12 protein-coding genes are annotated in these 12,148 nt (G+C 71.4%); all 12 read right to left on the bottom strand.

Annotation, left to right across the window (positions count from 1 at the left end):
• A partial coding sequence (locus Q7W29_06260; GenBank protein ID MDO9171418.1) for an excinuclease ABC subunit UvrA occupies positions 1 to 966 on the bottom strand: 966 nt, incomplete at its 3' end.
• 22 nt (positions 967 to 988) lie between these two features.
• Positions 989 to 1,726 carry a peptidylprolyl isomerase gene (locus tag Q7W29_06265; GenBank protein MDO9171419.1) on the bottom strand — a complete coding sequence of 246 codons (738 nt, stop codon included), beginning with the start codon at positions 1,724 to 1,726 and terminating at the stop codon, positions 989 to 991.
• A gap of 199 nt (positions 1,727 to 1,925) precedes the next feature.
• The gene (locus Q7W29_06270) at positions 1,926 to 2,570 is read right to left on the bottom strand and encodes an OmpA family protein (protein MDO9171420.1); all 645 of its coding nucleotides are present in this window, start codon (positions 2,568 to 2,570) and stop codon (positions 1,926 to 1,928) included.
• 162 nt (positions 2,571 to 2,732) lie between these two features.
• On the bottom strand, positions 2,733 to 3,419 hold the full coding sequence (locus Q7W29_06275; GenBank protein ID MDO9171421.1) for a TrkA family potassium uptake protein: 687 nt from the start codon (positions 3,417 to 3,419) through the stop codon (positions 2,733 to 2,735).
• Positions 3,420 to 3,452: 33 nt separating this feature from the next.
• The gene (locus tag Q7W29_06280) at positions 3,453 to 4,814 is read right to left on the bottom strand and encodes a potassium transporter TrkG (GenBank protein MDO9171422.1); all 1,362 of its coding nucleotides are present in this window, start codon (positions 4,812 to 4,814) and stop codon (positions 3,453 to 3,455) included.
• Positions 4,815 to 4,847: 33 nt separating this feature from the next.
• Positions 4,848 to 6,140 carry a pitrilysin family protein gene (locus Q7W29_06285; protein ID MDO9171423.1) on the bottom strand — a complete coding sequence of 431 codons (1,293 nt, stop codon included), beginning with the start codon at positions 6,138 to 6,140 and terminating at the stop codon, positions 4,848 to 4,850.
• Positions 6,141 to 6,158: 18 nt separating this feature from the next.
• On the bottom strand, positions 6,159 to 8,360 hold the full coding sequence (locus tag Q7W29_06290) for a polyribonucleotide nucleotidyltransferase (GenBank protein ID MDO9171424.1): 2,202 nt from the start codon (positions 8,358 to 8,360) through the stop codon (positions 6,159 to 6,161).
• Positions 8,361 to 8,555: 195 nt separating this feature from the next.
• The gene (rpsO, locus tag Q7W29_06295; protein MDO9171425.1) at positions 8,556 to 8,825 is read right to left on the bottom strand and encodes a 30S ribosomal protein S15; all 270 of its coding nucleotides are present in this window, start codon (positions 8,823 to 8,825) and stop codon (positions 8,556 to 8,558) included.
• A 349-nt stretch (positions 8,826 to 9,174) separates the two neighbouring features.
• On the bottom strand, positions 9,175 to 9,798 hold the full coding sequence (gene cysC, locus Q7W29_06300; GenBank protein ID MDO9171426.1) for an adenylyl-sulfate kinase: 624 nt from the start codon (positions 9,796 to 9,798) through the stop codon (positions 9,175 to 9,177).
• Between the two features lie 112 nt (positions 9,799 to 9,910).
• Positions 9,911 to 10,456: a dTDP-4-dehydrorhamnose 3,5-epimerase gene (gene rfbC / locus Q7W29_06305; protein ID MDO9171427.1), complete on the bottom strand. Its 546-nt coding sequence runs from the start codon at positions 10,454 to 10,456 to the stop codon at positions 9,911 to 9,913.
• Positions 10,457 to 11,353, bottom strand: coding sequence for a glucose-1-phosphate thymidylyltransferase RfbA (gene rfbA / locus Q7W29_06310; protein ID MDO9171428.1), 897 nt, complete (start codon positions 11,351 to 11,353; stop codon positions 10,457 to 10,459).
• 25 nt (positions 11,354 to 11,378) lie between these two features.
• On the bottom strand, positions 11,379 to 12,148 hold a 770-nt coding region (locus Q7W29_06315; GenBank protein ID MDO9171429.1), incomplete at its 5' end, for a riboflavin kinase.

The following is a 12,148-nucleotide window of genomic DNA, read 5'->3' on the forward strand; positions in this document are numbered from 1 at the left end:
GGCCTCGACTTGCGTGAACAGCCAGCCGGTCTCCTTGCCGCGCAGGAACTCGACGGCCCCGCCCGCGAGGGACAGCGACGGGTCGGGCACCAGCGACTCCTCGCGGATCGTCGGCAGGCTGCCCAGACCCTGGCAGACGCGGCACGAACCGGCGGGCGAGTTGAAGGAGAACAGTCGGGGTTCGAGCGCCGGGAAGCCGCGCCCGCAGCCGGGGCAGGCGGCTTCGCGGGAGAAGAGCGTCTGGCGGTCCCCCTCCCGCACGAGCACCGAGCCGCCGGACAGCGCCACCGCGGCCGTGAGCGCCTCGTTCAGCCGCGCCTCGACGCCGGGCCGCACGACCAGGCCGTCGATCACCGCCGCGATGTCGTGGCGGGCGCCCGCCGCGAGTTCGACCCCCTCGTCCAGGTCGCGCATCTCGCCGTCGATCAGCGCGCGCACGTAGCCGCGCCGCTGCAGGTCCCGCAGCAGGGTGCGGTGCGCGCCCTTGCGCCCGCTCACCACCGGCGCCAGCAGCCACAGGCGGGTGCCCTCGGGCCGCGACGCGATCGCCTCGCGGATCTCCGCCAGCGGGCGCGCGGCCGCCGGCACGCCGCACGCCGGGCAGTGGGCCGTGCCGCAGCGCGCGTAGAGCAGGCGCAGGTAGCTGGCGATCTCGGTCACGGTGCCGACCGTCGAGCGCGGGTTGGCGCCGAGCCCCTTCTGGTCGATGGCCAGCGCCGGGGACAGTCCCTCGATGCGGTCGACGTCGGGCTTGGGCAGCTGGTCGAGGAACTGGTGGGCGAAGCTCGAGAGGCTCTCGATGTAGCGCCGCTGGCCCTCGGCGTAGAGCGTGTCGAAGGCCAGCGACGACTTGCCGGACCCGCTCGGGCCGGTCACCACCACCAGGCGGTGTCGCGGCAGCGTCAGGTCCAGGTTCTTCAGGTTGTGGACGCGTGCGCCCTTGATCGTGATGACGTCGCCGGCCACGATTCCTCCGTCGCTCGGACGTTCAGCGCACGACCGCGGCGGGGGCGCCCGCGCCGCGCGGCAGGGCCTCCCAGGCGGCGCGTTCGTCCGCGGTCAGGCCCGCGGCGTCGTCGATCACTTCGGCCTTCAGGAGGCGCCGGGCCTGCAGCGGGTTGTCGGAGCGGTCGCGCGGCGACGCCACGATCGCGTCGACCACGTCGAGGCCCGTCACGACCTTGCCGAAGGCGGTGTACTTGTTGTCCAGGTGGGCCACGTCGGCCACGCAGATGAAGAACTGGCTGCCGGCCGAGTTGGGGTCGGCCGCGCGGGCCATCGACAGCACGCCCCGCTCGTGGCGGACGGCGTTGAACTCCGCGTTCAGCAGCGCCTGGTCGCCCGCCAGGGCGTAGCCCTTGGCCGCGATCGCGGTGCGGGCGCGCTCGAGCAGCGCCAGCTCGTCGGCGTCGAGCACGTCGCGCCAGCCGGGGCCGCCCTGGCCGTCGTTGGCGCGGTCGGCGTCCTTGGAGTTGGGATCGCCGCCCTGGATCATGAAGCCGGGGATGACGCGGTGGAACGCGGTGCCGTCGTAGAAGCCGGTCCGGCACAGGTGCGTGAAGTTGGCGACGTGGTGCGGCGCCGTCTCCGGGTTCAGGGCCAGCAGGATCGGCCCGGCGTCGGTGCCGAGGCGAACGAAGGGCTGGGCCCCGGCGCCGACGGCGGAGAGCAGGACCAGGACGGCGATCAGGGCGGCGGTCAGGGCGGTGGCGGCGGTCGTGCGCATCGGTCGTCCTTTCCCGGAGGTGGCGCGGCGGTCGGCGGTCGTTCGCCGGACGGCCCCCATGCATAGCACTCCCGGCGTCCCGGGGCAACGGCGCGCTCGCGGCCACCCGCTCGCAGCCACCCGCTCGCGGCCGGCCCGGGGACGGCGAGAGCCGCCCCGGCGGGGGGCGGCTCTGCGCGTGGGGAACGCCGATCCTGCGTTACTGGTTGCGCGACCAGAGGCGCTCCGGCTTGTGCAGGGTCAGGCGGACGGCGTTATTCAGGGCGCGGCCTTCGGCCGTCGTGTTGTCGCCGACGGGCCGGGCGGGGCCGTAGCTCACCACGGCGAGGCGCGCGGCCTCCATGTTCAGGTCGTTGATCAGGTAGCGGACCACCGCGGCGGCGCGGGCCGCCCCCAGCTCCCAGCTCGTGGGCCAGATCTCGCGGTAGTCGCCGGGCACGCCGTTGTCGTCGGTGCCGCCCACGACGTGGATGTCCCAGCCGGGATACTGGTCGCAGGCGTCCTTGATGGCCGCCAGCGTGGGCTTCAGCTTGTCGCCGATGCCGAGGTTCGCGCCCGAGAAGGCCAGCTCCTCGGTCAGGGCCACGCTGACGACTTCCCCGTTCTGCTCGATCAGCACGGCCTTCTCGGCCTCGAGCTGGGCGATCTGCTCGCGCAGGCCGGCCGCCAGCTGGCGGCCCTCGGCGATGGTCGCCTCGCGCGCGGCGATCTCGGTCTGCAGGGACAGGAGGCTGCCGTCGCGCTCCGCGACGAGCTGCTTGTAGTCGCTGCAGGGAGCGCAGCCGAGCAGCGCGGCGCTGGCCGCGACCGCCAGCAGCAGGGCGATCCGCATCGTGGTCCGCATGTCTGGTTCTCTCCTTCGCCGCGGCGCGGTCGGGGGCCGATCCGCGCGTCCGTCGCCGCTGGGTGACGTCGCCGTCCGCCCGGCGGACGCGACTGGTGTCAATCTAATGTGGCGAACCCGCCAGGGGAAGCAGATTTTCGCCGGCGCGGCCGTCCCGCCGGTTCAGTCGTCGGCCGCGGTCCCGGGCGCCTCCCGGAAACGCGCCAGCACCTTGTTGGCGCCGATCACGTCCATCAGGTCGCCGGCTTCCAGCCGGAAGTTGCCGGCGGGCAGCGGTACCTTGGTGTCCACGGTGGGGTCCTTGCCGGGCCGGTGGACCTGGATGAGGTTCAGCCGCTCGCGCGTCAGCAGCTGCAGCTCGGCCAGGGAGCGCCCGTACCAGGACTGCGGCGGCCTGATCCGCGCCAGCGCGTAGCCGTCGGGCAGCTCGACGAAGTTGACGACCGTGTGCCGCAGCAGGCTCTCGGCCACCCAGTGGCCCATCTGGGTCTCGGGCTGGATGACCTCGTCCGCACCCACCTTCTGCAGGACCTTGCGCTGGTCGGTGTTGGTCGCCTTGCAGATCACGTAGGGCACGCCTAGCTCCTTGCAGAGCAGGGTGATCTTGACGCTGGACTCGAAGTTGTCGCCGATGCCGACCACCACGGCGTCCATGCGCCCGACGTCGAACCGCGTCAGGTTCTCGCGGTCGGTCGCGTCGAAGGAGACCGCCATCGAGACGTTGTCCTTCAGCCGCTCCGCCAGATGGTGGTTGCGGTCGACGGCCAGCACGTCCACCCCCTCCTTCTGCAGGGTGGTCGCCACGCTGGAGCCGAACCGCCCCAGACCGAACACGGCCATGCGCCTCATCAGTGCCTCCGCTCCTGCCGCCCGCGGCGGCGGTCAACCGACCTGGATCGTCGCCTCGGGGTAGCGCACGCCGTGTTCGCGCGCGGGGCGGACCAGCCCGTAGGCCACCGCCAGCGGGCCGAGGCGGCCCATCATCATCAACAGCGACACCAGCAGCCGGCCGGGATCGCTCAGCTCCGTGGTCAGGCCCAGCGTGAGCCCGACGGTGCCCATGGCCGAGAGCACCTCGAAGATCGTCTCGACGAAGCCGCTGCCCTCGGTCGCCAGCAGGATGCCGAACGCCAGGGCCACGACGGTCGTGTAGGTCGTGGCGACCATGAAGGCCCGCCGCACCAGGATCGGCCCCAGTTCGCGGTCGAACAGGCGCGCGGCGCTGCCGCCCAGGGCGATGGCCCGCGCGTCGGCCCAGAGGATGGCCACCGTCGTCACCTTGATGCCGCCGGCCGTCGAGCCGGGCGCGGCGCCGATGTACATCAGCACCAGCATCACCAGCACCGTGGCCGGCGAGAGCAGCGTGAGGTCCATGGAGTTGAAGCCGGCCGTGCGGGTCGTCGCCGACTGGAAGAAGGCCAGCCCCAGCTTGGCGTCGAGACCCAAACCTGCGAAGGCGCGGTCCCACTCCAGCAGCGCGATCAGGGCCGTCCCGCCCGCCAGCAGGATCGCGGTCATGAGCAGGACCACCCGCGCCTGCACGTACAGGCGGCAGCGGCGCGAGCGGTCGGCCCGGGCGCGGCCCTTGAACCAGGCCACCACGTTGGCGGTGACCGGGAAGCCGAGTCCCCCGATGATGAGCAGGGCGCTGATGGTGCCGATCACCACGGGATCGCCGGCCTGCGAGATGAGCGAGTCGCTCCAGGTGCTGAACCCCGCGTTGCAGAAGGCCGACACGGCGTGGAACAGCGAGCAGCGCGCCCGGACCAGCGGGTCGGGGATGGTGTCGCCCAGCGCCGCGAAGAGCAGCGCCGCCCCGGTCAGCTCGAGGATCAGCGTGTGGACGGTCACGAAGCGCAGGATGCCGCGGGATTCCTTCAGCATGTCCCCTTCGAACACGTCCCGCATCATGCTGGCCCCGCGCATGCCGATGCCGCGTCCGAACAGCATGGCCAGCGTGGCGGACACCGTCATCACGCCGATGCCGCCGATCTGGATCAGCAGCATGATCATGGTCTGTCCGAAGACGGTGAACCCGGTGCCGGTGTCGCGGACCGACAGGCCGGTCACGCAGACGGCCGAGGCCGAGGTGAACACGGCGTCGACCGGCGTGATCGGGGCGCCGGCCGGCACGCTGAACGGGAGCAGCAGGAGCCCGGCGCCGAGCAGCACGATGGCGGCCAGGCTGAACAGGAACAGCGGTCCCGGCTGCACGCGCCGCGGTCGCCAGCGGAATCCGCTCATCGCGATCCTCCTGCCGCGGGGCGGCCCGGCCGGTCAGGCCGTCGCCGGCCCGTGCACCGCCGTCAGCAGCCGGTCGGGGTCGAAGTAGGTCCTGGCGCAACGCATGATGTCGTCGCGTCCCACGGCGTCGATCTCGCCCACGAGCTCGCTCGTCGGGATGAAGCGCCCGTAGAAGATCTCGTCCTTGGCGGCGCGTCCCATCTGATTGGAACCCCCTTCCAGGGAAAAGATCAACTGGGATTTGATCTGGGCCCGCGTGTCGGCGAGCTCGTCCTCCCCCACGCCGTCGCGCAGGAAGGCGCGGTACTCGCCGCGGACGACCGCCTCGAGGCGGGACAGCTTCGCCGGCGAGCACGAACCCGAGCAGCTCACCAGGCCCAGGTCGCGCCCCATGTCGGTGTAGGTGAAGACCGAGTAGGCCAGCCCCTCGCGCTCGCGCACCGCCTGGAAGATGCGGCTGGACAGCCCGCCGCCCAGGATGTTGCTCAGCATCGCCAGCGGCACGCGGTCGGGGTGGAGGTAGGAGACCGCCTGGTTGCCGATCTCGAAGTAGCACTGCTGGACGGGGCTGTCGATGACCAGGCGGTCGCCGCGGACCTCGGCCCCGTCGAACAGGATGTCGGTCTCCTCGGCGGAGATCTCGGCCGGGGCCCGGCCCCGCGGCGCCGTCGCGCCGGCCGGGGCGAAGCACGCGCACAGCTGGTCGGTCATCGCGGGCGGGACGTTGCCGCCGAGGGCGACGACGAGGTTCGGGCCGGCGAACAGGTCGGCGTGCTCCCGCCGCAGCAGGTCCGCGTCCAGCCCCCGCACCGAGGCGGGCGTGCCCAGGATGGGCCGGCCGCGGGGGTGCCGGCCGTAAAGGCGGGCTGTGAAGGCGTCGTGCAGCAGGTCCTCGGGCGTGTCCAGGACCTCCTGGATCTCCTCGACGACGACGTCCTGCTCCAGGGCGACGAGCGCGGGCTCGAAGGCCGGGCACAGGATCATGTCGGCGAGGGCCTCGGCGGTCGTCGCGAAGTAGTCGGGCAGGACCTTCGCCGTGAAGGCCACGTGGTCCTTGGTCGTGAAGGCGTCGACGGACGCGCCGACGCTGTCGAAGAGGCGGGCGATGTCGAAGGCGCTGCGGCGCCGCGAGCCCTTGAACACCATGTGCTCGAGGAAGTGGGCCAGGCCGCCCAGCCCCGCCGGCTCGTCCTGCGAGCCGCTCCGTAGCCACACGCCCAGCGAGACCGAGTGAGCGGACGCGACCGGGACGGTCAGGATGACCGTCCCGTTCGCGAGCGTCACCCGCTGCGGCGGGGTTTCGTTCTGGTAGGGACCGATGTTCATGCGTCGGCGACCGGTCGCCTACCGGCGCCGCGGTCCGCGATCGCGGTCGCGACCGCCGCCGCCCCCGCGACCGCCCCGGTCGCCGCCGTCGCGGCGCGGCCCGCGGTCGCTCGACTGGTTCGGGTCGACGCCCTCGGGCACCGGCAGCAGTGCCTTGCGGCTGAGCCGGACCTTGCCCGAGCGCGAGTCCACCTCGACCAGCTTGACCTGGACCGACTCGTTGATCTGTAGCACGTCCTCGACGTTGCCGACGCGGAAGTGCTCGATCTCCGAGATGTGGAGCAGGCCCTCCTTGCCGGGCAGGTACTCGACGAAGGCGCCGAAGTCCACGATCGAGACCACGCGGCCCGTGTAGACGGCGCCGACCTCGGGCTCGGTCATCATCATGCGGATGCGCTCGACGCACTCGTTGCCCTTCGCCTGGTCGGGCGCCGAGACGAAGACCAGACCGTCGTCGTTGATGTCGATGTTGGTCTCGGTCTCCTCCTGGAGCTTCTTGATCACCTTGCCGCCCGGGCCGATCAGCTCGCCGATGCGCTTGGGCGGGATCTGGATGGTGATGATCTTCGGAGCGTACTGGCACAGCTCCTTGGCCGGCTCGGCGATGGCCTCGTGCATGAGGCCCAGGATGTGCTGGCGCGCGTTGCGGGCGTCGGTCAGGGCCTGCAGCATGATCGCGCGGCTGATGCCGCCGATCTTGGTGTCCATCTGGAAGGCCGTGATGCCGTCGCGGGTGCCGGTGACCTTGAAGTCCATGTCGCCGAGGTGGTCCTCGACGCCCAGGATGTCGGTCAGCACGGCGACCTTCTCGCCCTCCTTGATCAGGCCCATGGCCACGCCGGCCACGGCCTTCTTGATGGGCACGCCCGCCTGCATCAGCGCGAGGCTGGCGGAGCAGACCGTGGCCATCGAGCTGGAGCCGTTCGACTCCAGGATGTCCGACACGATGCGGATCGTGTAGGGGAACTCCTCCTGCGTGGGCAGCAGGGGCCGCAGGGCGCGCTCGGCCAGCTTGCCGTGGCCGATCTCGCGGCGGCCGGTGCCGCTGTAGCGGCCGGTCTCGCCCACGCTGAAGGGTGGGAAGTTGTAGTGGAGGTAGTAGGGGCTCCACCACTCGCCCTCGAGGGCGTCGATCTTCTGCTCGTCCGACTTGGTGCCCAGGGTCACGGTGCCCAGCGACTGGGTCTCGCCGCGGGTGAACAGGGCCGAGCCGTGGACGCGGGGCAGCAGGCCCAACTCGATGTCGATCGGGCGCACCGTGGTCAGGTCGCGGCCGTCGGCGCGCACGCCCTCGTCCACGACCATGGCCCGCATCGCCTTCTTCTCGAGCTTGGCGAAGGCGGCCAGGGCGTCGGCGTCGGGCTTGCCCGCCTCGTCGGCGAAGGACGTCTTGACCTTCTCGTGCAGGGCCGCCACCGCGTCCTGGCGCGTGTGCTTGGCCTTGATGCGGATGGCGGCGTCGAGGTCCGTCGCCACGGCGGCGCGGACCGCCGCGATCTTGGCGGGGTCCAGCTCGCGGGCCGTCACGGCGAACTTCGCGCGCGAGCCGGCCTTGGCGACGAGGTCGCGCTGCAGGGCGTTGAGCTGGCGGATCCAGCCGTGGGCGAAGTCGATGGCGTCGAGCAGGCGGTCCTCGGAGACCTCGCTGCAGGAGCCCTCGATCATGCAGACGATGTCGTCGGTGCCGGCCACGACCAGGTCCATGCTCGACTCCTCGAGCTGGGCGAAGGTCGGGTTGGGCACGAACTCGCCGGCGATCTCGGCCACGCGCAGGCCCGAGACGTACTCGGCGAAGGGCACGTCCGACAGGTTCAGGGCCAGCGAGGCGCCCGTGATGCTCAGGACGTCGGCGTGGAAGTCGGTGTCCGAGCTGATGACGAAGGCCACGACGTCGGTCGCGTGGCGGTAGCCGTCGGGGAACAGCGGCCGCAGCGGGCGGTCGATGAGGCGCGCGGAGAGGGTCTCGCGCTCGCTCGGCCGGGCCTCGCGCTTGAAGAAGCCGCCCGGGATCTTGCCCGCGGCGTAGGTCTTGTTGCGGTACTCGACGAACAGCGGGAGGAAGTCGCGGTCGCTGACGTTCTTGTCCGCCGTGGCCGTCACCAGGACCCGGGTGTCGCCCAGGCCGACGACGCAGGCGCCGCCCGCCTGGCGGGCCATCTTGCCGGTCTCGAGCGAGTACTCGGCGCCGTTCATCTGCAATGCCGTCTTGTGTCCATTCATGTTTCTTCTTTTCCTTCCTTACAGCTTTTGCGCGTCATGCGCTGGCGCCCGCCAATGCGGGCGGCCGCGGTCGTGCGACCACGCCGCGGCTTCGCTCCCGGGAAAGGCGCAACGCGCGCCGATCCCGCCGGGACCCGCCTGATTTATTGGAGAATGCGGTGTCCTGTCCGAAACCATGGGGCGGCACCGCGGCTCTCAGCCGCGGATGCCCAGCTCCTTGATCAGGGAGCGGTAGCTCTCCAGGTTCTTCCGCTTCAGGTAGTTCAGCAGCCGCTTGCGCTGCCCGACCATCTTCAGGAGCCCACGTCGGGAATGGAAGTCCTTCTTGTGGGTCTTGAAGTGCTCGGTGAGGTGGTTGATGCGCGCGGTCAACAGCGCGATCTGCACCTCGGGCGAGCCGGAATCCGACTCGTGCTTCCTGAACTGGGTGATGACCTGGTCTTTCTGATCCTTGTTCATTGCCATCGTCAGAACCTCCTTAGCTCATGACGTCACGATGGCCGCAGGCTGGCGCCCGTCTCCGGGGGTCTTATCAGGTTCCCCGGGGCCGAGCCTGGTCGCCTCTAGGGCGTGCCAACCCGCTTGCTTGCGCTGGGCACTACAAAAACGCGAGGCTGAACCCCGCGACCCGGCGCCCGCGGAATATAGCCGAGGCCGCAACCGGGGGCAAGCGGGATTCCGCCCTGCCATCGGCCACGGCCCCTGCGACTTGAGGACGGGCGGCGACGACGTTGAGACGCCACCGCCACCGAATCCCTCAATATATTGTCATCATGCCAGTTGCGACGCTCGACGGCTATGCCGCCGGCAGCGCTCAGGCGCCGCGGGTCGCCGACAGGATTCCCCGGCGCTCCAGCTCGGCCAGGATCTGGGCGATGCAGGCCGCCCCGTCGTGCTCGTCGGTCTGGACGAGCACCTCCGGCGTCAGCGGCTCCTCGTAGGGGGCGCTGATGCCCGTGAACTCCGGGATCTCCCCCGCGCGGGCCTTCTTGTAGAGCCCCTTGGTGTCGCGGCGCTCGCACTCCTCCAGGGAGCAGCGGCAGTAGACCTCCAGGAAGTCCCCGTCGTCGACCAGTTCGCGGTTGGCGTCGCGGTCGGTGCGGTAGGGCGAGATGAAGGCGGTCAGCACGATGGCCCCGGCGTCGAGCAGGAGCTTGGACACCTCGCCGATGCGCCGGATGTTCTCGGTGCGGTCGGCGGGGCTGAAGCCCAGGTCGCGGTTCAGGCCGAAGCGGACGTTGTCGCCGTCCAGCACGTAGGTCTGGCAGCCGCGCTCGAAGAGCGCCTTCTCGACGCCGCGGGCCAGCGTCGACTTGCCGGCGCCCGACAGGCCCGTGAACCAGAGGATGGCGCCGCGGTGGCCGTTGCGGCGGGCGCGGTCGGCACGCTTGACGTCCGAATGCGACCAGGTGATGTTGCGGCTCTTCGGTGTGGTCATGTCGTCTCCCGCCGCACGCTCGGCGCGGTCTTGAGGTGGTGGTTGCGGGCGAAGAACGCTGCCGCCGCCCGGCGCGGCAAGTGAAAAATCCGCGAACCGGGCCGCGGCGGGGTCAGCCGAACAGCTCGGCCTCCCGCAGCGGGACCGCGCCGCGGTCCTTCTCCGAGAGCACCGCCGCGGCCGGCAGCGGCCAGGCGATGCCCAGTTCGGGGTCGTCCCAGCGGATGCAGCGCTCGGCCTGCTTGTCGTAGTAGTCCGTGGTCTTGTAGAGCACGTCCGCCTCGTCGCTCAGGGTCAGGAAGGCGTGGGCGAACCCGGGCGGGATCCAGAGCTGGCGGTGGTTCGCGTCCGACAGCACCGCCGCTGTCCACTTCCCGCAGGCGGGCGAGTCCCGCCGCAGGTCGACCGCCACGTCGAAGATCTCGCCGCGCACCGCCTGCACGAGCTTGCCCTGGACGTGCCTCACCTGGTAGTGCAGCCCCCGCACCACGCCGCGGCGCGAGCGGGAGTGGTTGTCCTGCACGAATTCCGGCAGGAAGCCGACGGCCTCGCGCCAGGTGCGGGCGTTGAAGCTCTCCAAGAAGAAGCCCCGCTCGTCGGGGAAGACCCGCGGCTCCAGCAGCAGCACGTCGGGCAGATCCGTCTTCGTGACGATCATCTACAGGCCTTCCTTCAGGATCCGCTCGAGGTAGGAGCGGTAGCTCGAGGCGGGCATCGCCGCGATCGTCGACTCCAGGCCGGCCCGGTCCAGGAAGCCCCGGTTGAAGGCGACCTCCTCCAGGCAGGCGATCTTCAGGCCCTGGCGGGCCTCGAGCAGCCCGATGAACTGGCTGGCCTCGAGCAGGCTCGTGTGGGTGCCCGTGTCCAACCAGGCGATGCCCCGGCCGAGCTTCTCGACCACGAGTTCGCCGCGCTCGAGGTAGGCCCGGTTGACGTCGGAGATCTCCAGCTCGCCGCGGGGCGACGGCGTCAGGCCGCGCGTGATCTCCACGACCCGCTCGTCGAAGAGGTAGAGGCCGGGGATCGCGTAGCGCGAGCGCGGCCGCAGCGGCTTCTCCTCGATGCTGACGGCGCGGCCGTCCGCGTCGAACTCCACCACGCCGTAGCGCTCCGGATCCAGCACGGGGTAGCCGAAGATGCGGGCGCCGCGGCGGAATTCGGCCACGATGCGGTCCAGGTTCATGCGGCCGTGGAAGACGTTGTCGCCCAGGATCAGGCAGACGCCCTCGCCCGCCAGGAACTCCTCCCCGACCAGGAAGGCCTGGGCGATGCCCTTGGGTTCCGGCTGGACCACGTAGGTCAGGCTGATCCCCCACTGCGAGCCGTCGCCGAGCAGGTCCTCGAAGCGGGGCGTGTCCTGCGGCGTCGAGATCACCAGGATGTCGCGCAGGCCGGCCATCATCAGGGTGGCGAGCGGGTAGTAGATCATGGGCTTGTCGTAGACCGGCTGCAGCTGCTTGCTGGCCACGCGGGTCAGCGGGTAGAGGCGGCTGCCGGCGCCGCCGGCCAGCACGATGCCCTTGCGCAGGCCCGGGACCGGGGTGGTGTCGTCCATCGGTCGCTCCTGGGCGGGAGGGCGCTCAGCCCCCGCGCCGGTTGAGGGTCTCGGGATCCAGCGCCGCGCGCGCGGCGGTCTCGTCGCGGGCCAGCTGCTCGCGCAGCGCGGCCACCGAGGGGAAAGCGCGCTCGTCGCGCAGCCGGGCCACCCACTCCAGCTTGAGGCTGCGCTCGCGCACGTACCCGTGGAAGTCCAGCACGTGCACCTCGAGCCGCGGCCGGGGCAGGCCGCCCGGGTTGACCGTCGGCGCCAGGCCGAAGTTGAGCATCCCCCGGCAGACGGCGCGCTCGGTGCCCGGCGCGCCCAGCAGGTCGCCGTGGCGGTCGACCTCGGGCAGGTGGCCGTGGCGCAGGCCGACCACCGCGCGTCGGTCGTCGCCGGCGACGGCGTCGGTCGGCACGTGGACCCAGACGGCGTAGACGCCGGGAGCCGGCAGCTGCTTGTCGGGATCCAGGGGGTCGACGTTGGCGGTCGGGTAGCCCAGCGTCGCACCGCGGCCGGCGCCGTACCCCACCTCGCCCCACAGGCTGTACGGCCGCCCCAGCATGGCGGCGGCCCGCGCCACCTCGCCCTCGCGCAGCAGGCGGCGGATCGCGGAACTGCTGACAACCTCGCCGCCGAGCGTCAGCGGCGGCACGACTTCGAAGCCGAAGCCGTCGCGGCGGGCCAGGTCGGTCAGGGAACCGGCGCTCCCGCCGCGGCCGGCGCCCAGGTGCACGTCGTGGCCGCCCGCGAGGTGGCGCATGCCGAGCAGGCCGCGCAGGAAGCGGCGGACGAACTCGTCGTAGGGCA

It is taken from the genome of bacterium, assembly GCA_030654305.1.
In the GTDB taxonomy this organism is placed as follows: domain Bacteria; phylum Krumholzibacteriota; class Krumholzibacteriia; order LZORAL124-64-63; family LZORAL124-64-63; genus PNOJ01.

Coding starts and splice junctions, on each gene's coding strand:
- Q7W29_06265 (MDO9171419.1), bottom strand. CDS start 1,726: ATGCGCACGACCGCCGCCACCGCCCTGACCGCCGCCCTGATCGCCGTC.
- Q7W29_06270 (MDO9171420.1), bottom strand. CDS start 2,570: ATGCGGACCACGATGCGGATCGCCCTGCTGCTGGCGGTCGCGGCCAGC.
- Q7W29_06275 (MDO9171421.1), bottom strand. CDS start 3,419: ATGAGGCGCATGGCCGTGTTCGGTCTGGGGCGGTTCGGCTCCAGCGTG.
- Q7W29_06280 (MDO9171422.1), bottom strand. CDS start 4,814: ATGAGCGGATTCCGCTGGCGACCGCGGCGCGTGCAGCCGGGACCGCTG.
- Q7W29_06285 (MDO9171423.1), bottom strand. CDS start 6,140: ATGAACATCGGTCCCTACCAGAACGAAACCCCGCCGCAGCGGGTGACG.
- Q7W29_06290 (MDO9171424.1), bottom strand. CDS start 8,360: ATGAATGGACACAAGACGGCATTGCAGATGAACGGCGCCGAGTACTCG.
- rpsO (MDO9171425.1), bottom strand. CDS start 8,825: ATGGCAATGAACAAGGATCAGAAAGACCAGGTCATCACCCAGTTCAGG.
- cysC (MDO9171426.1), bottom strand. CDS start 9,798: ATGACCACACCGAAGAGCCGCAACATCACCTGGTCGCATTCGGACGTC.
- rfbC (MDO9171427.1), bottom strand. CDS start 10,456: ATGATCGTCACGAAGACGGATCTGCCCGACGTGCTGCTGCTGGAGCCG.
- rfbA (MDO9171428.1), bottom strand. CDS start 11,353: ATGGACGACACCACCCCGGTCCCGGGCCTGCGCAAGGGCATCGTGCTG.